The following is a 25,589-nucleotide window of genomic DNA, read 5'->3' as shown; positions in this document are numbered from 1 at the left end:
CATTATAGCTTACTTCATTGAGTATATCACGAATTAAAGCCTTTTCAATAAATAAATAGATGGCAATAAACTCGCCGTCTTGTAATTTTTTTATAAGTCACCTGTTAAGAATTGCGCTTTCCCCATACCAAAGCTCCAATCTTCATCAGTGTTAATTGTTAGATTAATCACTAAATCTTCCGGTCTCAAGCCAACTTTTTGTTGTAACTGATTCATTAACCGATGATAAAAATCTTCTTTTTGCTCAGTCGTTCTTGGTCGTGTTGTTAAACTGAAAACGAGGACATCTTCGGTTCTCGTAAATCCTAGTCCGGTATCCAGAACTTGCATCTCGTTTGCCGCGTGTTGCGTAACAATTTGATACCTATCACCGACTGGCGCACCAAATGATTGAAGCATAACATCATACGCAATGTCCAAAATCTCTTTTATCTGACTTTCAGAACGGCCTTTAATCATATCAACTCTCATTACTGGCATAATCCATCCCCCCCTATAATCGTTTACCTAATCTTTGAATCTGTTTATTATTACCAACAATATACAACAACATAATTTGAATAGGAATTAAAAATAAATCTTTAATCCCACGCGCATAGATAATTGTCCAAGGCGATTGATACATGAGTACCAACCAAAATGTATTTAATAATAAATCAATCACAATGACATTGATTAATACGGCGATGATAATCCGTGGTAATGTAAATGGCTTTTTATAAAACACAAGCCCATAGAAAAACGCACCCAGAAAAGCGGATAATGTGAATCCCCAGAAAAAGGTTCCCCCTTTACTGAATAATATGGTCCCAACCAAATCGGATAAAACAGAACCGATACCACCCAGTAACGGGCCAAACCAAGCTGCCAGAAGATAAGTCACAATAAACGTAAAACTAATCCTCAACGTTAATACTTGATACGATAAAAAATTGGTTAGAATAATTTGACCGGCTATTAATAAGCCCATCACTGCTATATTCCTTGCAGTCAATCTCTTTGTTAAATTTTCCATGATTCAGACATCTCCTCGTTGGAGTTGCCACATTATAATATGCGGCGAATGCGAGAATACAACCGCAGCTATTGCTAGCCTTCGTCCAAAAGACACATTCCGTCCTTTTGGCACTTAACGCTGTACTCTCTACCCCGAAATTTTGTAGTTTACTACTTGGACAGTATAGCACGAAACTTAATTAACACTGAATGTTTCATTTTAATTTACCTTATTTTTCCGGATCATAAAAATAAAGCCCATAATTAAGCCAACCGCAGCAGGTAGCATCCAACTCAAGCCAATATTGAATAAAGGTAGATAATGATTTGCAAAATTTAACATATTTTTCGTAAATGCTAGATTTTTTACTGACATTGGCATTGCGTTTAACCCATCAAAAATAGCGCTAAAAAAGGTCAGCACGGTTAACCACTTGTATAAAATACCAACTTTTAAGTTATAGCTCTCCAAAACGGGTTCCAAACATGCTGCAATCATCAAGACAATTGCAAGCGGATAAAGCAACATTAAGACCGGCGTTGATAACGAGATTAATTGATCTAACCCAACGTTTGCAATCAAGAAACTAACCACGCAACCCAATGTAAGATACAATTCATAACTACCCCGGCCAATAATTTCAGCGCATGTTTTAGCAAAGGCGCTAGTTACGCCAATTGCCGTCTTAATGCAGGCCACTACAATAATTGCAGCGAGAAAGAGACTCCCCAAGCTTCCAAAATAACGTTCTGCTACCTGAGCCAAAACAGCTCCACCATTATCAGAACGCGCAAATGAACCTAAGCTAGTTGCCCCTAAATAGGCCAAACAGGTATAGATAATACCCATTAAAATAACGCTGATACTACCAGAATAAATAATCCCTTTTGTAATTGATTTGGAATTTGTGACGCCTAAATCTTTAATTGTATCCACAATAATAATACCAAAAGCTAGACCAGCCAGTGCATCCATTGTGTAATAACCCTGCCCAAAAGCTGACATAAATGTATTTTTTTGATAAATACTTGTTGCAGCAAAATCTGCATAGTTACCCATTGGTTGGATAAATACGAATAATAATAAAATAGCTAACGCGCATAAAAATATTGGGTTTAAATACTTACCCACATAAACTAAGATCTTAGTTGGCTTAATTGCCAACAACCAAACTACCGTAAAAAATAAAAACGAAAATAATAAAAGCCAACCAGCTTGTTGACCGGGTTTAATATGCGGCGCAATCCCAATTTCAAACGGGATTGTTGCTGATCTTGGCCCAGCAAATAACGGCCCAATCGTTAAATAAAGTAACATTGTAAAAATGATACCGTATGGTTTACTAACCTTGGATGCTAACTCAAAGACACCTCGGCTTTTGGATAATCCAATCGCAATGACGCCTAAAAAGGGTAACCCGACACCGGCGACTAAGAAGCCTAAGTTACCTAACCAAAGATTTTGTCCTGATTGCTGACCAACAAAAACAGGAAAAATTAAATTTCCTGCGCCAAAAAATAACCCAAATAACATTGAACTAATAAATAAATAATCGTTCCTACTTAATCGCTTTTCTTCCATCTTCATGACCACCTTATCTGTCATATACCGTAACAAATTCATAGTCAAAGTACAATATAATCTGTATAATCTAATTGTCAGCAAGGAGGAAACTATGAAAAAAATATTAATTTTACATACTGGTGGCACTATTGCCATGTCCGAAAATCAAGAAACGGGAGCTATTGCGCCCGGTGCAGAGAACCCTTTAAATCAAGCCGTAAACCCATTTGGTGATCGTTTTGATTTAATTACTGAGAATGTCTTTAATCTACCCTCTCCACATATCGGCCCTAAAGAAATGTTAATTATCCAAAAAAGAATTATGCTCGCTTTCAATGAAAACATTGATGGTGTCGTTATTACTCATGGCACAGATACATTGGAAGAGACCGCTTATTTCTTAGATTTAACCTTACCTAATCACTTACCAGTTGTCCTAACAGGTGCCATGCGCTCAGCAAATGAAATCGGCTCAGATGGTTTACACAATTTCCAAACAGCCATTTTAACTGCCGCAAGTGATGACGCCGTGGATAAAGGTGTTTTAGTCGTCATGAATGATGAAATTCATACTGCTCGTTATGTCACAAAAACACATACAACTAATGTCGCAACATTTAGAACGCCAACATTTGGTCCTATTGGTAGTATTGCTAAAGACAGTGTTAATTTTTTTGCCGAGTTACTTAGTCAAACTTGCCTAGCAATTGATGAAGTTGTTGATCACGTTTATCTCGTTAAGGCTTACGCCGGAATGGACGCTGAGTTACTTGGTTTTCTTGATAACGACCAAACAAACGGTGTTGTCATCGAGGCTCTTGGCGCTGGCAATTTGCCACCACAAGTTCTAGAAAATCTTCAAAAATTAATCGACCGAGATATCCCAGTCGTCATTGTTTCACGCTGTTTTAATGGTGTGGCACAAGATGTTTATGACTATGAAGGTGGTGGCGTCCAATTAAAGAAAATGGGTGGCATCTTCTGCCGTGGCTTAAACGGGCAAAAAGCACGCATTAAGTTATTAGTTGGTTTGAGTACCGGACTTCAAAAAGATGAACTCGCAATTTACGTCGCAGATGCATTGTCATAAAATCGAAAAAAGTCTCAACTTCAAATAATGAAGTTGAGACTTTTTTAATTTTAACGTTCTGTCCATTCACAATCTGCTTCACAATACACGTCATCACCAATCTTAATTTGATGATGAGTTAATAATCCCTCGTTCTTTATAACAACGATGCTATCGATTTTGTGACCATAATGAATTTCTTTTTCATACTTAATATTCATATGTTTTAAGTTATGTGACATCAGAAATTCTTCTGTCAGTGAATCCAATAACCAGTCAAAATACCTAGAATTATTAACATGTTGATTTGGATCAATATCAAAAAATCGAACATCATATGATTTTTTAAAATCTACCGTATCCTCATCTGAAATACCAACTGGATTTTCTAAGCGTTCAATTCTACGCGTATATTCGGCCCCAAAAGGTTCAATAACTTCGGGTAATACCCGAACCATTTTACGCGTTTCATGATCCATTAAGACGAGTACAGCATGAACACGTGCACACTCATTACCCTCTTCATCATGAACCCAAAAGTCTCGATAACAGAAAAAGCGATTATATGAAACTGCCTCTGTTGTTAACGTTAATTTTTCATCAATATGAGGCATTCTCTCAACATCAATCAGATATTGCGTAATAACCCAACCGAAACCCAAATCGGATAGATGCTTTTCGGTGAGACCCAGATGATCACTTTGATCCGTTGAGACCAAAATAATCATATTAATTAGCATGGCCATTGTTACACGACCACTTTTATCGCCTTCGTAATAGACGGCGCGATGCGTTTCACTAAACTTATTATCTTCCACTATGTCCGCCCCTTAAATATGATGATAGAGATTATAGATTTCCTGTTTTTTCATTTCTTGTTTTTTGGCGATTTCTTTAATTGCGTCATTCGTTTTCATACCGGTTTCAATTAAATAATCAACTTGTTCTTCAATGGTCATACCTGCCAAATGGTCAACTTCTGTTGCCTCGGGTGAATCGTTTCCTTCAACAATCACACAAAATTCTCCCCGAACCTGATCTGAACCGGCCCATTCAATAGCGTCATCTAATGTACCACGTAAAAATTCTTCATAACGTTTAGTTAATTCGCGACAAAGAACCACTTTACGTTGACCGCCAAAACTAATAGCAAGTTGTGTTAATGTCTTTTTCAAACGATGTGGTGCCTCATAGAAGATAATGGTCATTGTTTGATTTTTTAACTCTGCTAGTTCTTCTTTTTGATCCTTTGGCTTACGCGATAAAAATCCATAAAATAAGAATGGTTGTGGCGCCAATCCCGATGCGATTAACGCTGTAATTCCAGCATTTGCTCCGGGAAGTGGAACCACTGGAATTTTAGCTTCAATACATGCTTTAACCAGATCATGACCTGGATCACTGATTGAAGGCATTCCAGCATCACTTACCTGCGCAATTGACTGACCTGCTAATATTTTCTCAATGAATTGTGGTATACGTTCTTGCGTATTATGTTCATGAAAGCTCAATTGACTTGTTTCAATATCAAAGTGGTTTAATAATTTTTGTGTATTTCGTGTATCTTCAGCTGCTATGTAATCGACCTCTTTTAAAATGTCGATTGCCCTAAATGTCATATCAGATAAATTACCAATCGGTGTTGGTACTAAATATAATGACCCGGTTGTTCCTTTACCTTGGAAGCTACTCTGTGCGGCTATTTCACTCATATTTCGCGCTCCCCATAGATTAAGTCTAGGCAGAATGCACAAGGCTCATCGTCGACCCGACGTGAACCGTACATCCCTTCAATATTACAAACATGAAATCCTTGATCATATAATTTTTCTAAATTTTGGCGTGATTTTGATAGATTAGCATCAGAAGATTCGTTAAAATCTTTAGACGTTTGTCGCTCTATTTCACTTAGTCTCTCTCTTAGATGTTGGTTTTCAATCTCTAATTCAGCGTTATTTTCAAGAACGCCGGTCATATCAGATTTTATTGTTTCAAAACTCGATAACATCCGTTTCATTTCCTCTTCGATAGCTATAAAATTATCATATAGTTGACGCTTATCCACAAAATCACCTTCATTTCATATTCTATAAGTCTATTAATTTTAATGTTGTTGATTCAAGTACACTTTGAAATGCAATATTCGTTTGAAGTAAATTTTTAATTTGCAAGCAATTATCTAATATCTCAACTAATTTTTCATTACTAATTAATTGAATGACTTTATCAATTTCAGCTAGTCGGTCAGAAAAGCTAATTTGTTCTTTTCGATTATAGCGAACAAGTAAACAATCTCGCGCTAACAATATAATTAAATCAGCCATCAATAGCTGTTGGTTTTTTTCTTTTACGAGTGGTACTAATTTAGTTTGAACCAAAATAAAACTTTCAGTATCATTTTTCAATAACTTATTGAACCAATTCCAAACCTGTTTAGTCATCTCAATAAAATTCTCATCTTGCGACAATTCTTCCGCACGGCTGATGCTCTCAGTTACATGAACGAGTAAATTTGCTTGATCTTTTAAGACGCCCTTATTCAATAGACTTTGAATTAATTTATCCTGAGATAACGCCGCAAAATTGACTAGCTGGCAACGTGATTGAATCGTTGGCAGAATTTGATTTTTGTTTTCCGTTAACAAGAACGCCGTCACAGTCCCGACGGGTTCTTCCAAAAATTTCAGTAAACTATTAGCAGCGCTTGCGGTCATACTTTCAGCCTTTTCAATAATAAAGACCTTTTGATTACCCTCAACACCACTTTTAGAAAATTCTGACTTCAAAAACCGAATTTGATCAACTTTGATTGACTGCCCATCAGGTTTAACGACGACGACATCTGGATGATTACCCGATAGAATTCGGCGACATTCCGCACAAACACCACATGGCTTTAGATCCTCATCAGCGGTACAAAAAAGTCTCATTGCAATCCATTGTGACAGTTCAATCTTACCAACGCCTTCTTGTCCCGCGAATAGATACGCATGAGCCAATTGATTCATTGTTGTTAACTTTTTAAAATGTTCAATTAAGGCCGGTTGTAATTCTTGAATCGTTATATTACTGGTTTCAGTAACCATTTCCGTCATTACTATTTACCCCTAAAATTGGTGAAATTGTTCTACTGGCAAGACGAATACCGTTGCGCCACCAACTTGAACTTCTAAAGGGAATGGCACTTGCGCATCCATTGAGACATCCAAATTAACAGGAGGAGCCATGAATTGTTCACGACTCGAAGATGTTTCCTTAATAATCTGTAAAACCTCATCCACACGTTCGTCTTCAATCCCAATTAAAAAAGTTGTATTCCCAGATTTTAAAAACCCACCTGTTGACGATAACTTTGTCGCACGGACATTTGCATCAATAAATACATTACTTAATCGGTTACTATCTTTATCTTGAACAATCGCTGTAATTAATTTCATTTGAATTCCCTCATTTCATTTATTTAAAAGACTCGGGTAATTTCTTCATTAAAACCTTGATACAATCTTCAATAACTTTATCCAAAGGTTGCGCCGCATCAATAGTAACTATGCGTTCAGGATTTTCCACCGCTAGCTGTTGGTAAGCTTTACGCACCTTTTGATGAAAAGCTAATTTCTCATCATCCAATCGATTCACTTCATTTTGACGGTGTTCAAAAATACGTTTTAAGCCAATTTCGGATGGCACATCAAAATACAAAGTTAAGTCAGGTTCTGTTCCATTTGTTGCAAATAAATTCATATCAGCAACTGCCTGCCTGCCAATGTCTCTACCAGCTCCCTGATAGGCGATTGAGCTATCTACATAACGATCACACATGACTAATTTATTCGCCTCAAGCGCCGGTAAAATGGTTTCCACAATATGCTGACGTCTTGATGCCGCAAATAGCAATGCTTCTGTTCGTTTATCCATTTCGGGATAGTCTTGATTTAAGACGACATCGCGAATGGCTTCGGATATTGGATTTCCACCTGGCTCCCGCGTTACGACCAATTCTGTTGCTAAAAGCACTTTTATTTTTTCTATAATACCTTTTAAAGCACTTGTTTTACCGGACCCATCTGGTCCTTCAATCGTTACAAATTTTCCAGTCACATTAACGACCCCAATGCTTATTATTATTGTACTTGAATCTTAAAAACCTGTCTATAAGATAAACCTGTTAACAGTATACTATCTCTCGTTTAATAAATCTAATCACTCATTTACAAAAAAACGTCAAGACAAGTTATTCAACCGTCTCAACGTTCGCTCTAATTAATGTGTAATTACCGAGGCCTGCATGTGTCCCTTAACGGAACGAACACGAGCTTCATTGTAGAGGAAGAAATATCTTGCTCTCGCCATTTTTGTTTCATTGATTAATTCTGCATCAACTTCATAAATAGCCTCTTCGGTTTGTTTGGCTTGATCCCACGCTAACTTAGCACGGTCAATTGAATTTAATAATTCTGTATCATATTCTTTACGTAATTTAAGTTTTGCTTTTTTATTAAACATGTTATCAACCCATTTCTATATTTCAGTCCGTCCCTCAATAGCTTTAAATAAAGTCATTTCATCAGCGTATTCAATATCACTACCCACCGCCAATCCATGAGCTAACCTTGTGACTTTGATACCTGCAGGTTTAATCAATCGAGATAAGTACATTGACGTTGCTTCACCCTCTGGTGTTGCATTCGTCGCAATGATGACTTCCTGCATATCGGGATGTGTTTGAAGCCTTGTTAATAAACTCGTGATATTAATATCTTCGGGTCCCTTGCCTTCGATTGGTGATAGAACACCATGTAAAACATGGTATAACCCGTGATATTCCTTCATTTTTTCTAATGACATGACATCTTTAGGTTCTTCTACTACGATAACTTTCGTTTGATCGCGTGATGGATCAGAACAAATCTGACAAGGATCTTCTTCCGTGATATTACCGCAAATACTACAATAATGCAGATCACGCTTAGCAGATATCAATGATTTAGCAAAATCCGTGACATCATCTTCATCCATATCAATTGTAAAAAAAGCTAATCTTGTAGCCGTTTTGCCACCAATACCCGGTAATTTCATATAACTTTCAATCAACTTTGCGATAGGTTCAGGATATTGCATTTTCTTTAGACCTCTTTAACTTTAAGTTTATAGTCCAGGCATTCCTTGAGAGTATTTGCCTAATTTATCAGCCGTTGTTGTTTCAATTTTAGTCATTGCGTCATTAACAGCCATGATAACCAAATCTTGTAGCATATCAACATCGTCAGGATCAACTACTTCTTCTTTAATTGAAATATCAGTCATTTTTTTGTCTCCCGTAAAGGTTACTTTGACTAATCCATTTGAAGCTTCACCGACAAATTCAGTTTGATTCAAAGCATCTTGATCCTTTGTCATTTCTTTTTGTAATTTTTGCATTTGTTTCATCATACCTTGCATGTTGCCATTTCCTCGCATCATTATTAATTACACCCTTTCTAATCTTGTTTAATTTCTATATTTTCAGTTCCAAAAATTTCTTCGGCTTTTGAAACGACTTGCTCAACCACCTCGGGAACTGGTTCAATCGTTGTTTCATTTCCTTCATGACCATTTTGTTCGATATATGATTTACGTACTTCTGGCCATTGCTCAGCCGTAATACAAACCAACTTAGGCGTATTATGCAACAATCGATCTAGCCCATTACCTAAAGCATCGAGCAGTTCTGTATCACCTGATGCCTTAGCAGCTAAGAAATCGTAGTTAAAACTAACAAGTACACTATCTGGACTAGCCGCAACCGGCTCACTCGCCTGCATAATAGCTCGTTGTGTCACTGAAAGTTGTTGCAATAGTTCTGGCCAAACCTGTTTTAATTGTACCAAACTTTCTTTTGTAGCGTTATCTAAAATAGGATAAATTTGACTTAAATTTAATGTTGCCTTTTTTTGTGTAGTAACATTTTTTTTTGGTTTCGCCACCGACACAGTCTGATGTTGATTGTCATGCTTGTTTAGATTAAGTAATTGTTTTTTTAACGTATCCACCGTTTTAGTTAAGTCATTAATTTGTTTAGCAGCTTCTTGATTAAGTCCAGGCTGACTATTATCACTGGCCACTTCTATCGTACTAAACTGTGATAACCGAATCGTCAAAACTTCTAAATACACGTCTGGATGTGTTGTAAATCGCATTTGCTGTTGAACTTCATTTAAAATATTAATCATTTGGTATAAGAATTCAGCAGAAATAGTTTGTGATAACGTCTTAAATGTATCATCAACCATCCCTAATTCAAGTTGGTTAATGAGTGCTGGTGCTTGTTGATATAGCAATAAATCACGACCATATGCAATTAAATCTTCTATTAATCTAGTTGAGTCCTTACCCTCATCAATAATTTCTTGAATCGTTTCTAGTGCCTGTGTGGTTTCTTTTTGACTAACTTCTGTCACATAAGTTTGAATTTTGTCTTGTGTCACACTACCCGTTACTAATAGCGCATTATCTAGTGTCACTTTATTATCGCCAAATGAGATAACCTGATCTAAAATACTTAACGCATCTCGCATGCCACCTTCAGCTGCTTTTGCGACAACTTTAAGTGCCGGTTCTTCATATTCAATTTCTTTTTCCGTTAAAATGTACACCATTCGAGCATAACTATCAGCTGGCGTAATTCGTTTGAAATCAAACTTCTGTGTTCGAGAAATAATTGTTGCCGGAATCTTATGGGGCTCAGTTGTTGCAAGAATAAAAATAACATTTTCGGGAGGTTCTTCAAGTGTCTTCAATAACGCATTGAAAGCACCCGTAGATAACATATGAACTTCATCAATAATATAGATTTTAAAATCAGCTTGTGTGGGTGCATATTTAACTTTATCACGAATATCACGGATTTCTTCAACACCATTATTAGATGCGGCATCGATTTCAATGACATCATTTAATTGGCCATTCGTAATGGCGACACATGTTTCACATTTATTACACGGTTCACCATTTTCTTGAAAGTGGCAGTTAACCGCTTTGGCAAAAATTTTAGCCGCGGATGTTTTACCAGTTCCGCGTGGGCCGTTAAAAATGTATGCGTGACTCGTTTGATGTGTCATAATGGCATTTTTTAACGTTCGCGTAATCATGTCTTGACCCACTAAATCGCTAAACTTTTGTGGCCGCCAGACACGGTACAAAGCTTGATAACTCATCACAATCTCCCCTTTCAAAATCTATAAATAGTTTTTTAAATAAAAAAATCTCTCAGCCATTTCTGACTAAGAGTCTTAAATAATCATAATTACTTAAGGCACAAAGTGAATCAAACTTAGTGCTGCTTCCTTCCGGACCTGACACAATTCGTAAGCACACTATTGCCTTAAGGCCTTGCGGCAATTATTATAATACCTTAAATCGAACAAAAAAGCTACCCTTGTGATCGCTTTTTTTCTTTTCTTTTACGGCGAACTTCTCTAAAGAATGATTGGAGTAGATCTTTGGCTTCATCTAATAATAATCCAGATTCAACTTTTGCTTGGTGGTTAAATCGTTCGTCCGTTAATAAGTTACCAATACTACCTACAGTTCCTGCCTTAGGGTCAAACGCACCAAAATAAACTTCTGGTATTCTCGAGTTAATAATTGCACCACTACACATTGGACAAGGTTCCAAAGTAACGAACAATTGCGCGTCAACTAGACGCCAACTATGAACGGCAGCGCAAGCTTCTTGAATTGCTAAAATTTCGGCATGTAATGTTGCATCTTGAATGTGCTCACGAATATTGTGTCCACGCCCAATAATTTCGCCATTTTGTACGACGACGCAACCGATTGGGACTTCACCAATAATTTTTGCATTCCTTGCCTCATACAAAGCTTCACGCATAAAAAATTCTTTTTGTTCTTCTGTTAATTTTTCTGGCATCTACTTCACACTCATCAAGATATAGTATCCTTTATCTTTTAAAATAATCTCACAATTACCAAAAACATCAGTCATTTTCTTTTGAGCAGATCCGGCACCTTGTTTCTTTTGTAGCACGGCAAATAACTGACCACCCACTTTTAAATGATCAAATGCACCACTTAAAATATCATGGACAACATTTTTACCTGCCCTAATAGGAGGATTTGTCACAATTGTAGCGTAATCCGTCTTCGTGACATTATCATATGCAGCGGATTCAAAAATCGAGACATTAGTTATTTTATTAATTTCAGCATTTTTCTTTGCTAATTCTAATGCCAATTCATTCACATCGGTCATATCAATTTGACGTTCGGGTTGATCCTTGGCAATAGCAAGTCCTATTGGGCCGTACCCGCATCCCACATCTAAAATATTTCCCGCAATAATTTCTTGTTGAGCAAATGCATTTAATAAAACTCTTGATCCAAAATCGACCGTTTTTTTTGAAAATACACCGTTATCTGTGGTAAACTTAAATTCGTTGTTCAGCAATTCAAATGTCCATTCTTTTTCGTCGTGAATGACATCTGGATTTTTCGTAAAATAATAGTTAGTCATGTTTTTCCCTACTTTCTCAATAGTTTCTATAATACGGAGAAAATTCGATTTTCGCAATCTAAATTTAATATAAACGAGTCAAGACCTTGAACACTACATCTTGTGTGATGCAACTTAAAATCATACTAAATGTGGTGTTTTTTTAATTGATTTTTGAGTTGCGTGATGTATACTTAGCTTATTAACAAAATATTAAAGGGGGATTTATATAATGAAAAAAGTAACTGTATTTACAAAAAATAACTGTATCCAATGCAAAATGACAAAACGCTTCTTAGAGGAAAATAACGTAGACTTTGACGAACGTAACATTTCTGAAGATGACAACGCCATTGACTACTTGAAAGACCAAGGATTCCAAGCTGTTCCTGTTGTCGAAGCTACTGGATTTGATACAATTGCTGGATTCCGTCCAGATATGCTTAAAAAGTTGGCAGTCTAATGAAAATTGTTTTCTTTAGTATTACGGGTCAGACACGTCGCTTCATTAACAAGATTGGCCATCCTTCATTCGAAATTGACCCAACGAACCCATTCGTTGAATTAAATGAACCCTACATATTGGTTGTTCCAACCTATGAAATCGGGCTCACTGAATCGGTTAATGACTTCATTGAATACAAATCAAATAGAGAAAACATACTGGGTGTTGTTGGCGGTGGGAACCGAAACTTCGCCCAACTTTTTATTTTTACGGCTAAAGATATCGCGACTGACTATAAAGTTCCTTTATTGTACGAATTCGAATTCAATGGAACCGAAGAAGATGTCCTCAATATGAAGAAAGTAGTTGATGAAATTGACATTAAAAACGTTAGATAGTGATAAGGTCACTTATTATGATTTAAATAATGAAATTAATATTCCTGTAGACGGTCAAATTCCGCTTCAAAAAGATCAAGAAGCCTTGACCGCCTTCTTAAAAGAAAATGTTGCTGAAAACACAATGAAATTCGATTCGTTACAGGCTCGTTTTGATTACTTAATTGATAACAATTATATTGAAACCGGTTTTTATAATAAATATGAATTTTCATTTATTGAAGAATTGTACGCTTATTTAGCGGCTCAAAAATTCCATTTTGGAACATTTATGGCGGCCTACAAATTCTACGCTCAGTATGCACTTAAAACAGATAACAATGCTTATTACCTTGAAAATTATATTGATCGAGTTGCAATGAACGTTCTTTACTTTGCCGATGGTGATACAGATTTAGCCATGAACTTAGCTAATGAAATGATTCATCAACGTTACCAACCCGCGACACCTAGTTTCTTAAATGCGGGTCGTAAACGTCGTGGGGAATTAGTTTCTTGTTTCTTAATTCAAATTACGGATGATATGAACGGAATCGGCCGTGGTATTAACTCAGCGCTTCAATTATCTCGTATTGGTGGCGGAGTTGGAATCACGCTTAGCAATTTACGAGGTGCTGGTGCACCAATTAAGGGGATTGAAGGTGCCGCTTCTGGTGTCTTACCCGTTATGAAATTGTTAGAAGATAGTTTTTCATACTCAAACCAATTGGGTCAACGTCAAGGTGCCGGTGTTGTTTATTTAGATGTATTCCATCCAGATATCGTAGCGTTCCTATCAGCTAAGAAAGAAAATGCTGATGAAAAAATTCGTGTTAAAACTTTATCATTGGGCGTTACTGTCCCTGATAAATTTTATGAACTCATTAAAGATAATGCAACAATGTACCTCTTTGATCCATATAGCGTTGAAAGAGAATACGGCGTTCCTTACTCATATGTTGATATCACAAAAGAATATGACAATATGGTTGCCAACGAAAATATTATTAAGAAAACGATTCTTGCTCGTGAATTAGAAACTGAAATTTCTAAATTACAACAAGAGTCTGGTTATCCTTATATCGTTAACGTTGACACTGCCAATCGTGCAAACCCGATTGATGGTAAGATTATCATGAGTAATCTTTGTTCAGAAATCATGCAAGTTCAAACGCCCTCAGTTATCAATAACGAACAGGGTTTTGATGTCATGGGAACTGATATTTCATGTAACTTAGGTTCAACAAATATCGTTAATATGATGGCTTCTCCAGACTTTGGTCGTTCAGTTGATTCAATGGTTCGCGCTTTAACTTTTGTGACTGATAGCTCAGATATCAACGTTGTACCTACTATTCAAAAAGGAAACAGTTTAGCACATACGATTGGTTTAGGCGCAATGGGTCTACATGCCTACTTTGCCAAGAACCATATGCATTATGGTTCAGATGATTCAATCAATTTCACAAGTGTATACTTCATGATGCTTAACTACCATTCATTGAAAGCTTCAAATGCAATTGCGCAAGAAAAAAACGAAACATTCCATAACTTTGAAAAAAGTACTTATGCAACAGGCACTTATTTCGACAAATACATTAATGAAGATTGGGGTCCAGATTCCGATAAAGTCGCTGCTTTATTTGATGGTATCGACATTCCTAACCAAGAAGATTGGGCTGCTTTGAAGGCTGATATTCAAGCCACTGGCCTCTATCATCAAAACAGACTCGCCGTTGCACCAAATGGCTCTATTTCATACATTAACGATACGACTGCTAGTCTTCACCCAATCATTAACAGAATTGAAGAACGTCAAGAAAAGAAAATCGGTAAGATTTACTATCCAGCGCCTTACCTTTCAAATGACACTATTCCTTACTACACATCAGCCTACGATATGGATATGCGTAAAGTAATCGATGTCTATGCTGCTGCTCAAGAACATATTGACCAATCACTTAGTTTAACTTTATTCATGCGTTCAACTATTCCTGCAGGTCTCTATGAATGGAAGAATGGCCGTACAGATAAAATGACAACACGTGACTTAAACATTTTGCGTAATTATGCGTATAATAAAGGTATTAAGTCAATTTACTACATCAGAACTTTTACTGATGATCAAGAAGAAGTTGGCGCAAATGCTTGTGAGAGTTGTGTTATCTAAACTGTAACGGAGGAAAGTTAAATGAATAATGATATTTATAAAGCAATTAATTGGAATGAAATTGAAGATCAAGTTGATAAAGCAACTTGGGAAAAACTAACTGAGCAGTTTTGGTTGGATACACGTATCCCCCTTTCAAATGATTTAGACGATTGGCGGACATTAAGTCCCGCAGAGAAAACATTAGTTGGCCATGATTTCGGTGGTTTAACCTTGTTGGATACCGTTCAATCACAAGATGGGATGGAATCATTACGCCATGATACACGTACGGCTCATGAAGAAGCTGTTTTAAACAATATCCAATTCATGGAATCTGTTCATGCAAAAAGTTATTCATCAATCTTTTCGACTTTAAATACTGCTTCAGAAATTACTGAAATTTTCGAATGGACTGATAAAAACGAATTTCTACAAAAAAAGGCCCAACGAATTAATGGTATTTATCAAAATGGAACACCCTTAGAAAAGAAAGTTGCTTCTGTTTTCCTTGAAACATTCTTATTCTATTCTGGTTTCTATACGCCCCTTTATTACCTGGGCCATAATAAGTTAGCCAACGTTGCTGAAATTATTAAATTAATTTTACGTGATGAATCTGTTCATGGAACCTTTATCGGTTATAAATTCCAACTAGGCTTTAATGAACTTTCTGAAGAAGAACAAGGAAAAATGAAGACATGGATGTACGATCTTCTTTTTGAATTATATGAAAATGAAGAGAAATACACTCACGAACTTTACGATGAAGTTGGTTGGACTGAAGAAGTCTTAACTTTCCTTCGTTACAATGCAAATAAAGCATTAATGAATTTGGGTCAAGACCCTTTGTTCCCTGATACGGCTTCTGATGTTAATCCCGTTGTAATGAACGGGATTTCAACGTCAACATCTAATCATGATTTCTTCTCTCAAGTTGGTAATGGTTACCTACTTGGTAGTGTTGAGTCAATGGATGATTCAGATTATGAAATTGGCGAAAGCGGCCAAATGAAACGTCGTCCTAAACGCTAGAAAAGATATCCCATACACCTGTATGGGATTTTTTTATACCTCATAAAAAAATTGTTGTCTTCCACTGACCATATTAATTTAATCGGATATGGTTTCATTATTATAGAATTACCAATAATAACTACACATAAAAAGGCACACCCATAAATTAACTTATGGGTGTGCCTTTAGTTTCACAGTACAAAATCGTGAAGGCTAGTTTTGTTCACTTAATTCATTATGATGAGTTTTTTCACTTACTGGCAAAACGGTCACTTCAAATTCAGAAATATAAGCATTTTCATAATCTAATGCCTTTATTTTAAAGTTAGCAATCGTCATTTCATCGTTAGCGCGGAATTTAGAGTCTTTATTAAGAACAAGACCCGTCAGCGTCACCGCTTCACTTTCTTCCGTCTCTTTGAGCGTTGTATCAAAGTAACGTTCAAAATCATACAGGGTAACTTTTCCTGAGACCTTATAAATATTATTACCCATATCTACAATATTATCGTCATTGGTATCATCAAATTCTTCTCTAACAACACCAAATAACTCTTCGTAAATATCTTTATCAGTAATAATTCCTGAGGTACCACCGTACTCATTAACTACAATGACAATTGGTGTTCGTCTCGATACCATAACGTCCATAATACCATGAACTTCAGCATTTTCTTGAACAGCCGGAATATCACGCATGATAGTTGATATCAAACTTGTCTTATTAATTCTTTCCTGTCGCAATAAATCATAACTATAAACGTACCCGATAACTTTATCTTTATCATTATTAGCAATAACCGGGAATCTAGAATATCTTGTTTTCCAATACAGATTAACAACATTTTTAATTGTCGCGTCTATATCGACCGCAACCATAGATGTCCGATCAATCATGATATCAACCGCAACTTTATCATTCATATCAAATGCACGTCGCATGAAGGTTAAATCTTCTTCATCTAGTTCACCGGCGTTCGCAGATAAACGTGATAATGACAATATTTCAGTTTGCGAATAAATATCTTCTTCATTTTCTACTTCATAACCTAATAAGTGTGTAATCCAATTTGCTGATCGATCCAGTATCCATATCAAAGGATACAAAACGATATGGAAAAACAAGATAGGTCGAACAATAAATAGTAATACCGGTAACGGATCCGCAATTGCAATATTTTTAGGAACCAAATCAGTAAATACAGCATGGATAACCGTAAAAATCAGAATTGCAGCTACCGATGCAACAGCATTTGCCATGGCCGCGGGTAATATATGCGATTGAATAATCGCATCCGCAATCGTTTTTTCACCAATCCAACCAAGAATCAAACTGGTTGAGGTTATTCCGACTTGGGCCGTCGACAGGTATTCCGTTAGGTTCTCCGTCATATGGATAGCCCGTTTAACATTTTTATTAAACGGCTTTTTTTCTTGCATATCTTTTAACGCACTAACACGCACACGAACCAGCGCATACTCAGTAAGCGTAAATAACACAGACAAGAGTAATATCGCAATGATAACAATGATATTCAATAAGTAACTTTCCGGACCAGAATCCAAGGTAACACCCTACTTTCAATTTATAATAATTTTTTATTAACCCCCATTATACCAAAAATACCTCTCATAAACTAGTAAGTAGCGAGTATCATTTTTAAATATCAGATCAATGATTCAATTAATCATTGATCATCTATACGCCCTCTTTTATTAGATAATAGTTCTAGTAATAATGGATTTTTCTTATATTTCTTTGACATCCAATTTTGGTTGATCTATGATGAAAGCGTAAAAACATTATTAACCTAGGAGATGTTTCACTTTGGAAAATGATAACCTATTTAATTTAATAGACGCTGCGTACGCCGAGGATCTTTCTGATCAACCAAAACAGTATCAAGAAGGACTTTTAACCGTCGCCAAAAATCTGTCAAACGGTACAGATGAGGTTAACATTTGCGTTGCAATATACGCGCTTTACCATGATAACTACATGGTTCCGATGAGTTTTCCAAAAGATAATCGGCTTTTGTATCAATACGTTCAAGATAAATTAAAAAAACTTAATCAAGAAGACTTGCGCAACGTAAATCTTGGTTATGGATTAGTTGCGACACACTTTACTTTCAGTCCGTTTAATTAATGAAAATTATCCATTTTATATAAATTATTCAATTAAAGTTATTCATAAAATTCAGGAGGTTATTTACCATGACAAAAGATATTATTGTAGAGGCAAAAACAGATATCCAAGATTTACGTGCCCTCCTAGATGAGCACCAAGCCAAATCAACAGGAATACTTGACATTGATGATGTATTAGCTCAAGTGTACAAAAAATTAGAGTCGTCTCATAATCCTGAGGCGCTCATCAACAGACTGGTTAATTATATCCGTAGTATAGCGATAGCAGACCACCTTCATTTTCCAGAAAATCAGGAAAAATTGATTATCGGTTTAAGCGCCATTGGTCAAAAGGCTGGATTAAACGGTTTGTACATGGCTGATTTTTCCGATAAATCACAATTCTACAGTTATATTGAAGAAATGCCTCGTCGAAATTAATAACATTTAAATCATTAACATATATCCCTTAGTTTCATCCCCTATCAAACTCATACATTAGCTATCATAAATCTCAATATCCAAGGGCTTTTAAAAGACAATTATCGCCTGCTTAGGGTAAAATAACTAGTGCAGTATAATAGTCAGATGGGGGAATTCATAATGACATTTTTAAAGAAATATGGTTTTTATTTCATGGCAATTGCAGTTATCAGCGAATGGGTTTTACCATTAGTACTCGCTTCATTTGTACCAGGTTATCTACAATTCACCAACTTGATTAGTGATTTTGGGGAGGTTGAAAGTCCAACTCACATGGCATTTAAAGTTTGGGAGGTCGTAAATGGACTTCTTTTCTTACTTTCGGCACCCGCTTTTTACGCCTATTTTAAAAATACCTCAAAAAAATTATCTGGTTGGTTCACAACGATGCTTATCATCTTCAGTCTTACGGATTGCGTTTTTACTGGATTATTTGATCGTGCAACTTCATCAAATACACAAGACATCACGGGCATGATCCATAATTATTCATCTGGAATTGGCGACACCGCCCTTTTAATCAGTATGTTCGTCTTATTAAAACTATATCGTATGCAAGGAAAAACCGCGATTGCAACACTTTTGCTGGGTGCATTCATTATATCGTTAGGCATTCAGTTCTTGTTCGTTTACCCGAGGATTATGCCCGACTCCCAATTTAAAATTCCATATCGTGGTTTATGGCAGCGATTAAATTTATGGCTACTCTATATGCCATTCTTGCTCATTTCGGTTAAAGAAATATTTAAAAAAAAGCGCATTTAACAGCTACATAATTCCCTATGATATGTCATCATTTATTTTTCTAATAATCTTCTCGTTAAAAAAGCACCGAATCATGTAAATATGATTCGGTGCTTTTATTATTTACCTAGAATTTCTTAAGAAGTTTTTTAAAATGAAGATAGGTGTTTTCGCTTTTTTACTTGAAACACGCTTCTGATTAACAACCGCCAAAATTTGTAGTAACGTAAATGCAATTGAACTACGCTTTCTAAATGAAATGTATTTCGGATGCCATTCAGTTACGTACTTATCTTTGTATTTCTTTAATCCTTGGAATCCATAGAATCGGTATCCATATTCATAAATTAAATGAGCCGTTTTTTCTTCAACAAAACTAAATTTCGATGCACCAACATTTGATAATGGTGCCATACCCATATCAAAGAATTCATAACCGTCTTCCTTTGCCTGTTGGAATAAACTAATGAAAATTTTATCCATGATACCAGAAGGAGCTGTTTCCCTGTCGTATCGCATTAAATCAATCGATAAGACCTCATGATTTCCGGTTGGCATCATTGTTGCAAAAGCAACTTTTCGACCCTCAGCATCGTTAATAACAGCGATTGGTGCTTGATTAAGATAATATTCATCAAAGAATCCTAGAGAGAACCCTTTTTCGGATTGACCTTTAAGCCAACTATCTGAAATTTCTTTTAATTCCTGAATCGTTTCTTTTGAATAAGGTGGTTCAATCATCGCGAACGTGTAATGTTCTCGCTCAAATTTGTTCATTAATGCACGCTCAGAACGTCGTTTTTTACCAGCTAACTCTATCTCGGCAACTCTCACGAAACCTTCTTCACCCGTTTTAATAAAATCAAATCCAACTTCATGTAACATCATTGTCAATTGAGCATCAACTTCATAAAAGACTAATTCCATTCCTTCAACATCTGCATCAACAATAAATTTATCAATTGCAGCACGAATAAATTCAGGGTTACCGACTGGTTCACCCATAACAACTAATTTATTAGATTTTTTTTGATAAAGGAAAAAGACCTCGTCTTGACCTTCATTCTGATAGAAATACACATTTTTATCCCTTAAGTAAGCAAGGTGACTAACTTCATTACCGCCATAAGCATCAATCACATTTTTAACGCGATCAGCTGGGAATTCTTGTTCACAAAAACGTTTATCCTTACGAGATAGATAGGTAAACGTAACCCATAAGATGACTACTGCTAAAAGTAGGCCCAAGAATCCAGATAACCATATTTTCTCTGATGGAAATAAGAATACATCTGGCACCTTACCCGTGTAGTGAAATTCAGGCATATTAAAGAATCCAACAATCGTGTATAAAATAAACGTTCCGGCAAAAATACTACCATCAATTAGTAAACGACCCCATGAATATTCGAATCTTTCACGATAGAATATTTGCTTGGATAAGAGTGCACAAATTAAAATGATAGATAAGAAGATAAGTAAACTAATCGAAAAATCATGCCAAAGGGTATTAATAATTCCCATTACCACAAAAATAACCATCGGCCAGTAAGCACGTTTCACTTTAGACTCGATTCCACGCCCAATTCCAATCATTAGGAAGGCCAAGAATATATTACTCATTTGATGAATAAAATAGAACGTGTATGGATATAATTGTCTGATAATAGGATTAGCATACGTGAACTCTGGAACTGTTGAGGCCAATAAAAGAACAACTCCCGTCACATAGAAAAATAACACAAGAATAAGATGTGCAACTCGACTAAGTAGCATAACAGGTAAACCTTTTAGATATTCATTAATTCGGCTTCCCGAATCCTTAATAAATAAAGCAACTCCAACCAAGAATGGGAAAATATAGTAAAACAATCGATAGAATAACAACCAGATAACGGCAGTTCCATCATTTACTCCCAAAGTCTGAAGTCCTAATATCATAAAGACATCAAATGAACCTAATCCACCTGGAATCATTGATACGACACCAATAATTGATGCGATAATAAATAACGGAAAAACGGCAACTAAACTGGATGTATCCACATTCATCATAAATCCAATATATATGAAAAATAATCCGGCAGATCCCCACTCTAAAGATGACCCAAGGATTAAGGTTAATTCGCGTCCGAGTGTTAAGTCAGCAAAAAATTCTGAATCTTTTGTTTTGGTAATAATAAAGACAATTGGGAAATATAATCCACCTAACAATAACCATACCCAATATTGACCAAACTGAGGTCCAATATTTAGGCCAAAAATCATTCCTAAGGAAACCCAACAATACAGTGATAACCCGGCGACTAAAAATAATGCAATCTTAGATATGGCAAACAAAACTTGTTTTTTAGATGCATTCTTGCTATAAAAATTCGCTCTAAGTGATGCACCTAATAGACCACCAAATCCTGCAATGTTGGTTATCGTATTGGTTATCCAACCGCTTTGCAGAATATATCGCCACGAATATTTCTCTGGTAAAAATTTAACCATAACAAAATCGTAAACCATCATGGGAAGAACAGCGATAAATCCTATTACTAACATTAATATAATTGATTCAGTCGATTGAGATTCCAGACTTTGTCGAACCTGATTACCATTAATATCTTTAAAGATTCGACCAACTTCAATAATAACAAAAATTAAAACTGATAAAATAAATAGGAGCTTAATAGCCGTTAATCTTTTTTTTATAAATTCGTTACTTGTACTAATTATTTTCTTCATTCTTTAAATCCCCCGACTTATTATTGGTTTCGTATGCTCCCCCCGAAGTATACAAATCTATGATCCTGGTTCTTTTACATAACCTCTGTTAAAAAATACTGTCCATATCGTCAGTAAAATCAATGCGATCCATGTAAAGATAGGTATAAAGAAACTAATGATGAACCCCGATATTAAGGTACCTTCAAATATAATGAGATCCCTACCATTAAGAAACCCAATTTGCCTTAATTGGCTCGTGATTTCAGGATTAATTCTTATAAGTGTCTTAGACAATATAATATAGCTAATTGTCCACATGAATAAAATACCTAGATATAGCAATGAGGCACCTCGATAATTTGGAAATTTACCCGAAAACGATGTAGCATACGGTATAATTGATAACCAAAATAACCAGAACGCATTAGCCCAATAGGCTCGTTTATCTACACGCTTAGCTATTTTGAATAGACCATGATGATCATACCAGACTGTGAATATCAGCAAAAAACTGATTGTATAGATGGCAAAACTTTGCCACTCTTCTAGAACCAATCGAATATCTGGTTTTGAAGGTGCCTTAAATTCTAATATTAAAATAGTCACGACAATAGCGACTATCGCATCCGTAAATGCTTCTAATCTTTTTTTGTCCATAGCTTGTCTCCTTCACCTTCATTATATTTTAATCAGTTTCTTTTTTCCAGTTATAAGGTTATTTTTTTATCTATCTTACTCAAATGACCATTTAAATACTGTATCATGCTTTATTAAGATAACCAAATTATTTTACTCTACAATGATTGTCGTTAATACGTACTTTTATCGTATGTCTCTACTTTTTGATTTTAACCAAAAAGAAAAAGCCATTATTTAATAACGGCTTTTTCACTTGTAAGAGACTAAGAAACAATAAATAGTTCTTAGTCTCTTTCGATACCCTCTGAAAGATTACCTTTATGATAGACACTTTGAATATACCCATTTTTCAAACTGGTTTGAATCGGAACTAATTCAAGCCACTTCTCTTGTACCTGAAATAGTGGAATACCCCTGCCCAATATAACCGGGATGGTTGTTAAAATATATTCATCAATCAAATTGGCCGCGATGAGTGGTGTCACTACACTAGATCCACCCACAATCCAAATTGATTGTCCCGGTGCTTCACGAAGACGTTTCACTAATGCGTCAATTGGCTCATTCACAAGGTGAACATTTTCTTCCTGAACTTTTATACTTTGTGAGGTTAATACATATGATATTACATTCGAATAAGGATAGTCTTCCGGTGATAATTCCGTTACGACCTGTTGATATGTTTTATTACCCATTACAACGGTATCCACTTCGGCGTAAAAATCTTCAAAATCACTTTGTGATGTCCCATTTAACTCTGAATCGTGTAGATTCAAAAAATCAATTGACCCATCTTCATCCGCAATATAACCATCTAAACTCATTGCAATGTATAAAATAACCTTTCTCTTATTCATTATAAAGTCCTCCCCCTGAAATACTAATCAATTCCTTAATGCTTTTTACCGTACCACATTTGTACCACTTTAGGCTATTTTTTTGTGAAAAAAATAGCCTAAAGCTAACCCAAAATGGGGTAGCCTTAGGCTAAAATCTATTCAAAAATAATTAAATTATTTAAGAGTAACTACAGCATACGCTATTATCATTGCGATTAGACAACCATCTACCACAAAACTACCACTAAAATGATTTTTACTCTATTTTTGGATACTAAATATGTTTCCTAAAAAATAAACTATAATATATGCCCTATATAATAGAAGGAAAAAATATTTTAGTTTAATTAGGAAAAAAGGGACCCGCTGGTATGACAGAGTTTCTGGATATTTTAGTTTAATTGAGAAAATAAGATTTTTGATTAATGTTAACAATTATATATTATTTTAAAATGATGCTCTCTGCTATATAATGGGTCTATTAATTAAGTAAAAAGAAAGGTGGCATCCCTATGCCTAGTATAAATGATTTAACGGGAAAAATATTTGGTGAATTGACCGTTGTTAAACGGGGTAATAATATCGGTAGTCATTCCGGTTGGTTCTGCCAATGCTCATGCGGAGATACTACTGTTGTGGCCAGCAATAAATTAATTAGTGGCAATACAGTTAGTTGTGGCCACCTAAAACGTGATGTGAACCATACAGGTCTGCACAAGGGTTATGAAGATAAGCGAAAAAATGGGACTGCAGTCTTCCTATTGGATTCGAATCGAAAAATACGAAGTGATAATACTACTGGATTTACCGGTGTTAAACAAATAAAATATCGTGACGGGGCAATCCATTATGCTGCTCAAATTACAGTTAACGGTAACCGAACAAGAATCGGTACCTTTAATACTATTCAAGAAGCAGCAGCTGCGCGTGAAAAAGTAGCCGATAAATTATTAAATAATCTAAATGATCAATAGTAGTCTAACTCCCCCTTTTTGGAGCTAGACTTTTTTATTTGAAATAAATTAAATATTATTATAAAAAACGTTGACTACTACGTTATAACGTTGTATTATATGTTTATAGAAGAAAAGCAAATAAAAAGGAGATTATATATTATGAAAATTCAAAGCGAAGCAAAAAACGGTGTTATCACATTAGCATACAAAAACTACAACGAACTTACTGAAACAGAACGTGCAGTACTAATCATTCCTTCAGATTCATCACTCGGTGACTACGCTGATTTCGCGGTTCACTATAACAAGAAAAACGAACTAATCCGTGTCGTCACTCATTCATTTTCACAAGAAAAAAATGATTCAATTGATAACATTACTACAAAACCAAACCTGATTGATAGCATGAAATTGCTCTACGGTAACGCGAGTCAAAAGAGTGCAGCGCGCAAAGTTTATAGAAATGACGGTATCTCATTACCTTCTAACAAGCAAATCGCTTCAGCAATGAAAGGCTCAAAATAATGGCCGATAAACAAGCGTTAGAATTATTTTTAGAAAAGCATGAATTAACCCGTTACCGCGTCTCAAAAGTGGCCGGCATTCAACAATCAACCTTGAATGATGCTGTTTCTAGGTCTATTAATACATTTAGTGTTAAAACGATCCAGGCTTTAGCAATAGCAACTGGTCAATCTGCCGGTCAAGCACTAGATGAGTTGCTTAAATTAGAAGGTAATCCTATTATTAACTTCATTCAAGCACATCCCTGGTTGAATAAAAAACTAATTGAAGATTTTGAAGACCTGCTAATTAATGCGCATGAATCTGGCTTAAATTTAAAAACAGTCACATTTAATCGTTATTATGATGAGGGTCCAGATACAAATGAGCGCGCTGCAGTAGCTTTAGATAACTTAAAAACCCAACTAATCGATATGATTGACGATTTAAAATAGACACAAAAATAAAGCC

Annotated in this window: 30 protein-coding genes, 1 other RNA gene and 1 riboswitch; of the genes, 11 read left to right on the top strand and 20 right to left on the bottom strand. The window is 35.7% G+C overall.

All coding sequences use genetic code 11. From position 1 onward, the window contains the following. Positions 1-90 precede the first annotated feature (90 nt). The 3 genes from N0K73_RS05630 to brnQ all read right to left on the bottom strand — a co-directional run bounded on the left by N0K73_RS05630 (position 91) and on the right by brnQ (position 2,578). Positions 91-480: a tautomerase family protein gene (locus tag N0K73_RS05630; protein WP_112251116.1), complete on the bottom strand. Its 390-nt coding sequence runs from the start codon at positions 478-480 to the stop codon at positions 91-93. A gap of 13 nt (positions 481-493) precedes the next feature. After that, positions 494-1,015: a folate family ECF transporter S component gene (locus N0K73_RS05625; RefSeq protein WP_112251118.1), complete on the bottom strand. Its 522-nt coding sequence runs from the start codon at positions 1,013-1,015 to the stop codon at positions 494-496. Positions 1,016-1,055: 40 nt separating this feature from the next. Beyond that, positions 1,056-1,154: riboswitch (THF riboswitch) on the bottom strand. A gap of 62 nt (positions 1,155-1,216) precedes the next feature. Further along, on the bottom strand, positions 1,217-2,578 hold the full coding sequence (gene brnQ / locus N0K73_RS05620) for a branched-chain amino acid transport system II carrier protein (protein WP_112251120.1): 1,362 nt from the start codon (positions 2,576-2,578) through the stop codon (positions 1,217-1,219). Between the two features lie 94 nt (positions 2,579-2,672). Between brnQ and N0K73_RS05615 the strand changes: the two genes are divergently transcribed. Next, positions 2,673-3,650, top strand: a complete 978-nt coding sequence (locus tag N0K73_RS05615) for an asparaginase (protein ID WP_112251122.1) — start codon at positions 2,673-2,675, stop codon at positions 3,648-3,650. 50 nt (positions 3,651-3,700) lie between these two features. On the opposite strand, the gene N0K73_RS05610 is transcribed toward N0K73_RS05615, so the two are convergent. The 13 genes from N0K73_RS05610 to N0K73_RS05550 all read right to left on the bottom strand — a co-directional run bounded on the left by N0K73_RS05610 (position 3,701) and on the right by N0K73_RS05550 (position 12,141). Next, positions 3,701-4,447, bottom strand: a complete 747-nt coding sequence (locus N0K73_RS05610) for an acyl-[acyl-carrier-protein] thioesterase (protein ID WP_083478967.1) — start codon at positions 4,445-4,447, stop codon at positions 3,701-3,703. A gap of 12 nt (positions 4,448-4,459) precedes the next feature. Next, complete coding sequence (gene rsmI / locus N0K73_RS05605) at positions 4,460-5,341, bottom strand: 16S rRNA (cytidine(1402)-2'-O)-methyltransferase (RefSeq protein ID WP_112251124.1); 882 nt, start codon at positions 5,339-5,341, stop codon at positions 4,460-4,462. Next, positions 5,338-5,694: a DNA replication initiation control protein YabA gene (locus tag N0K73_RS05600; RefSeq protein WP_057974257.1), complete on the bottom strand. Its 357-nt coding sequence runs from the start codon at positions 5,692-5,694 to the stop codon at positions 5,338-5,340. The genes rsmI and N0K73_RS05600 overlap by 4 nt, the downstream gene beginning before the upstream one ends. Positions 5,695-5,716: 22 nt before the next feature. Next, positions 5,717-6,724, bottom strand: coding sequence for a DNA polymerase III subunit delta' (gene holB / locus N0K73_RS05595; RefSeq protein WP_225416503.1), 1,008 nt, complete (start codon positions 6,722-6,724; stop codon positions 5,717-5,719). A 12-nt stretch (positions 6,725-6,736) separates the two neighbouring features. Next, positions 6,737-7,066: a cyclic di-AMP receptor DarA gene (locus tag N0K73_RS05590; protein ID WP_057974256.1), complete on the bottom strand. Its 330-nt coding sequence runs from the start codon at positions 7,064-7,066 to the stop codon at positions 6,737-6,739. A 19-nt stretch (positions 7,067-7,085) separates the two neighbouring features. Beyond that, positions 7,086-7,727 carry a dTMP kinase gene (gene tmk, locus N0K73_RS05585; protein WP_112251126.1) on the bottom strand — a complete coding sequence of 214 codons (642 nt, stop codon included), beginning with the start codon at positions 7,725-7,727 and terminating at the stop codon, positions 7,086-7,088. A gap of 162 nt (positions 7,728-7,889) precedes the next feature. Then, on the bottom strand, positions 7,890-8,132 hold the full coding sequence (locus N0K73_RS05580; protein ID WP_057974254.1) for a YaaL family protein: 243 nt from the start codon (positions 8,130-8,132) through the stop codon (positions 7,890-7,892). 15 nt (positions 8,133-8,147) lie between these two features. Next, positions 8,148-8,747 carry a recombination mediator RecR gene (recR, locus tag N0K73_RS05575; RefSeq protein ID WP_057974253.1) on the bottom strand — a complete coding sequence of 200 codons (600 nt, stop codon included), beginning with the start codon at positions 8,745-8,747 and terminating at the stop codon, positions 8,148-8,150. A gap of 27 nt (positions 8,748-8,774) precedes the next feature. After that, positions 8,775-9,089, bottom strand: coding sequence for a YbaB/EbfC family nucleoid-associated protein (locus N0K73_RS05570; protein ID WP_057974252.1), 315 nt, complete (start codon positions 9,087-9,089; stop codon positions 8,775-8,777). A gap of 17 nt (positions 9,090-9,106) precedes the next feature. Next, entirely contained in the window at positions 9,107-10,822 is a 1,716-nt protein-coding gene (gene dnaX / locus N0K73_RS05565) for a DNA polymerase III subunit gamma/tau (RefSeq protein ID WP_112251128.1), read from the bottom strand. A gap of 87 nt (positions 10,823-10,909) precedes the next feature. Further along, an RNA gene (gene ffs / locus N0K73_RS05560) (signal recognition particle sRNA small type) lies at positions 10,910-10,996 on the bottom strand. Positions 10,997-11,037: 41 nt separating this feature from the next. Continuing rightward, the gene (tadA, locus tag N0K73_RS05555) at positions 11,038-11,538 is read right to left on the bottom strand and encodes a tRNA adenosine(34) deaminase TadA (protein WP_181647427.1); all 501 of its coding nucleotides are present in this window, start codon (positions 11,536-11,538) and stop codon (positions 11,038-11,040) included. Continuing rightward, positions 11,539-12,141 carry a class I SAM-dependent methyltransferase gene (locus N0K73_RS05550; protein ID WP_181647429.1) on the bottom strand — a complete coding sequence of 201 codons (603 nt, stop codon included), beginning with the start codon at positions 12,139-12,141 and terminating at the stop codon, positions 11,539-11,541. It abuts the gene before it with no gap. Between the two features lie 211 nt (positions 12,142-12,352). Here N0K73_RS05550 and nrdH point away from each other — a divergent pair, with 211 nt between their 5' ends. The 4 genes from nrdH to nrdF are packed head-to-tail and all read left to right on the top strand — an operon-like array spanning position 12,353 to position 16,126. Continuing rightward, on the top strand, positions 12,353-12,583 hold the full coding sequence (gene nrdH, locus N0K73_RS05545) for a glutaredoxin-like protein NrdH (protein ID WP_057974248.1): 231 nt from the start codon (positions 12,353-12,355) through the stop codon (positions 12,581-12,583). After that, positions 12,583-12,963 (top strand): class Ib ribonucleoside-diphosphate reductase assembly flavoprotein NrdI, encoded by a 381-nt coding sequence (nrdI, locus tag N0K73_RS05540; RefSeq protein WP_057974247.1) that lies wholly within the window; start codon positions 12,583-12,585, stop codon positions 12,961-12,963. The genes nrdH and nrdI overlap by 1 nt, the downstream gene beginning before the upstream one ends. Further along, the gene (gene nrdE, locus N0K73_RS05535) at positions 12,941-15,112 is read left to right on the top strand and encodes a class 1b ribonucleoside-diphosphate reductase subunit alpha (RefSeq protein ID WP_057974289.1); all 2,172 of its coding nucleotides are present in this window, start codon (positions 12,941-12,943) and stop codon (positions 15,110-15,112) included. Before nrdI ends, nrdE begins: the two co-directional genes overlap by 23 nt. A gap of 21 nt (positions 15,113-15,133) precedes the next feature. Continuing rightward, positions 15,134-16,126: a class 1b ribonucleoside-diphosphate reductase subunit beta gene (gene nrdF, locus N0K73_RS05530; RefSeq protein ID WP_057974246.1), complete on the top strand. Its 993-nt coding sequence runs from the start codon at positions 15,134-15,136 to the stop codon at positions 16,124-16,126. 195 nt (positions 16,127-16,321) lie between these two features. Here nrdF and N0K73_RS05525 read toward each other — a convergent pair whose 3' ends face one another. Next, complete coding sequence (locus N0K73_RS05525; protein WP_057974245.1) at positions 16,322-17,674, bottom strand: hemolysin family protein; 1,353 nt, start codon at positions 17,672-17,674, stop codon at positions 16,322-16,324. 262 nt (positions 17,675-17,936) lie between these two features. Between N0K73_RS05525 and N0K73_RS05520 the strand changes: the two genes are divergently transcribed. The 3 genes from N0K73_RS05520 (at position 17,937) to N0K73_RS05510 (ending at position 19,486) form a co-directional block, all read left to right on the top strand. Next, complete coding sequence (locus N0K73_RS05520) at positions 17,937-18,257, top strand: bacteriocin immunity family protein (RefSeq protein WP_112251130.1); 321 nt, start codon at positions 17,937-17,939, stop codon at positions 18,255-18,257. Positions 18,258-18,325: 68 nt separating this feature from the next. Continuing rightward, complete coding sequence (locus N0K73_RS05515) at positions 18,326-18,679, top strand: bacteriocin immunity protein (protein ID WP_112251132.1); 354 nt, start codon at positions 18,326-18,328, stop codon at positions 18,677-18,679. A gap of 162 nt (positions 18,680-18,841) precedes the next feature. Next, complete coding sequence (locus N0K73_RS05510; RefSeq protein ID WP_181647431.1) at positions 18,842-19,486, top strand: DUF998 domain-containing protein; 645 nt, start codon at positions 18,842-18,844, stop codon at positions 19,484-19,486. Between the two features lie 102 nt (positions 19,487-19,588). On the opposite strand, the gene mprF is transcribed toward N0K73_RS05510, so the two are convergent. The 3 genes from mprF to N0K73_RS05495 all read right to left on the bottom strand — a co-directional run bounded on the left by mprF (position 19,589) and on the right by N0K73_RS05495 (position 23,676). Continuing rightward, positions 19,589-22,198 (bottom strand): bifunctional lysylphosphatidylglycerol flippase/synthetase MprF, encoded by a 2,610-nt coding sequence (gene mprF, locus N0K73_RS05505; protein WP_284063899.1) that lies wholly within the window; start codon positions 22,196-22,198, stop codon positions 19,589-19,591. A 57-nt stretch (positions 22,199-22,255) separates the two neighbouring features. Next, the gene (locus N0K73_RS05500; protein WP_057974240.1) at positions 22,256-22,837 is read right to left on the bottom strand and encodes a TMEM175 family protein; all 582 of its coding nucleotides are present in this window, start codon (positions 22,835-22,837) and stop codon (positions 22,256-22,258) included. Between the two features lie 266 nt (positions 22,838-23,103). Beyond that, positions 23,104-23,676 (bottom strand): dihydrofolate reductase family protein, encoded by a 573-nt coding sequence (locus N0K73_RS05495; protein WP_112251141.1) that lies wholly within the window; start codon positions 23,674-23,676, stop codon positions 23,104-23,106. 494 nt (positions 23,677-24,170) lie between these two features. Between N0K73_RS05495 and N0K73_RS05490 the strand changes: the two genes are divergently transcribed. The 3 genes from N0K73_RS05490 to N0K73_RS05480 all read left to right on the top strand — a co-directional run bounded on the left by N0K73_RS05490 (position 24,171) and on the right by N0K73_RS05480 (position 25,573). Continuing rightward, the gene (locus N0K73_RS05490; RefSeq protein ID WP_284068653.1) at positions 24,171-24,632 is read left to right on the top strand and encodes an AP2/ERF family transcription factor; all 462 of its coding nucleotides are present in this window, start codon (positions 24,171-24,173) and stop codon (positions 24,630-24,632) included. Positions 24,633-24,773: 141 nt separating this feature from the next. Then, positions 24,774-25,139, top strand: coding sequence for a hypothetical protein (locus N0K73_RS05485; protein ID WP_284068652.1), 366 nt, complete (start codon positions 24,774-24,776; stop codon positions 25,137-25,139). Further along, positions 25,139-25,573, top strand: coding sequence for a hypothetical protein (locus N0K73_RS05480; protein WP_284068651.1), 435 nt, complete (start codon positions 25,139-25,141; stop codon positions 25,571-25,573). Before N0K73_RS05485 ends, N0K73_RS05480 begins: the two co-directional genes overlap by 1 nt. Positions 25,574-25,589: the final 16 nt, after the last annotated feature.

Origin of the sequence: Dellaglioa algida (assembly GCF_030127605.1) — a bacterium.
GTDB lineage: Bacteria > Bacillota > Bacilli > Lactobacillales > Lactobacillaceae > Dellaglioa > Dellaglioa algida.
This window is presented reverse-complemented; position numbering and strand designations above follow the sequence as displayed.

Excerpts from the sequence above, each read along its gene's own strand:
- N0K73_RS05630 (WP_112251116.1), bottom strand. The coding sequence starts at position 480 with ATGCCAGTAATGAGAGTTGATATGATTAAAGGCCGTTCTGAAAGTCAG.
- N0K73_RS05625 (WP_112251118.1), bottom strand. The coding sequence starts at position 1,015 with ATGGAAAATTTAACAAAGAGATTGACTGCAAGGAATATAGCAGTGATG.
- brnQ (WP_112251120.1), bottom strand. The coding sequence starts at position 2,578 with ATGGAAGAAAAGCGATTAAGTAGGAACGATTATTTATTTATTAGTTCA.
- N0K73_RS05615 (WP_112251122.1), top strand. The coding sequence starts at position 2,673 with ATGAAAAAAATATTAATTTTACATACTGGTGGCACTATTGCCATGTCC.
- rsmI (WP_112251124.1), bottom strand. The coding sequence starts at position 5,341 with ATGAGTGAAATAGCCGCACAGAGTAGCTTCCAAGGTAAAGGAACAACC.
- holB (WP_225416503.1), bottom strand. The coding sequence starts at position 6,724 with ATGACGGAAATGGTTACTGAAACCAGTAATATAACGATTCAAGAATTA.
- N0K73_RS05590 (WP_057974256.1), bottom strand. The coding sequence starts at position 7,066 with ATGAAATTAATTACAGCGATTGTTCAAGATAAAGATAGTAACCGATTA.
- N0K73_RS05580 (WP_057974254.1), bottom strand. The coding sequence starts at position 8,132 with ATGTTTAATAAAAAAGCAAAACTTAAATTACGTAAAGAATATGATACA.
- recR (WP_057974253.1), bottom strand. The coding sequence starts at position 8,747 with ATGCAATATCCTGAACCTATCGCAAAGTTGATTGAAAGTTATATGAAA.
- N0K73_RS05570 (WP_057974252.1), bottom strand. The coding sequence starts at position 9,089 with ATGATGCGAGGAAATGGCAACATGCAAGGTATGATGAAACAAATGCAA.
- dnaX (WP_112251128.1), bottom strand. The coding sequence starts at position 10,822 with ATGAGTTATCAAGCTTTGTACCGTGTCTGGCGGCCACAAAAGTTTAGC.
- tadA (WP_181647427.1), bottom strand. The coding sequence starts at position 11,538 with ATGCCAGAAAAATTAACAGAAGAACAAAAAGAATTTTTTATGCGTGAA.
- N0K73_RS05550 (WP_181647429.1), bottom strand. The coding sequence starts at position 12,141 with ATGACTAACTATTATTTTACGAAAAATCCAGATGTCATTCACGACGAA.
- nrdH (WP_057974248.1), top strand. The coding sequence starts at position 12,353 with ATGAAAAAAGTAACTGTATTTACAAAAAATAACTGTATCCAATGCAAA.
- nrdI (WP_057974247.1), top strand. The coding sequence starts at position 12,583 with ATGAAAATTGTTTTCTTTAGTATTACGGGTCAGACACGTCGCTTCATT.
- nrdF (WP_057974246.1), top strand. The coding sequence starts at position 15,134 with ATGAATAATGATATTTATAAAGCAATTAATTGGAATGAAATTGAAGAT.
- N0K73_RS05515 (WP_112251132.1), top strand. The coding sequence starts at position 18,326 with ATGACAAAAGATATTATTGTAGAGGCAAAAACAGATATCCAAGATTTA.
- N0K73_RS05510 (WP_181647431.1), top strand. The coding sequence starts at position 18,842 with ATGACATTTTTAAAGAAATATGGTTTTTATTTCATGGCAATTGCAGTT.
- mprF (WP_284063899.1), bottom strand. The coding sequence starts at position 22,198 with ATGAAGAAAATAATTAGTACAAGTAACGAATTTATAAAAAAAAGATTA.
- N0K73_RS05500 (WP_057974240.1), bottom strand. The coding sequence starts at position 22,837 with ATGGACAAAAAAAGATTAGAAGCATTTACGGATGCGATAGTCGCTATT.
- N0K73_RS05495 (WP_112251141.1), bottom strand. The coding sequence starts at position 23,676 with ATGAATAAGAGAAAGGTTATTTTATACATTGCAATGAGTTTAGATGGT.
- N0K73_RS05490 (WP_284068653.1), top strand. The coding sequence starts at position 24,171 with ATGCCTAGTATAAATGATTTAACGGGAAAAATATTTGGTGAATTGACC.
- N0K73_RS05485 (WP_284068652.1), top strand. The coding sequence starts at position 24,774 with ATGAAAATTCAAAGCGAAGCAAAAAACGGTGTTATCACATTAGCATAC.
- N0K73_RS05480 (WP_284068651.1), top strand. The coding sequence starts at position 25,139 with ATGGCCGATAAACAAGCGTTAGAATTATTTTTAGAAAAGCATGAATTA.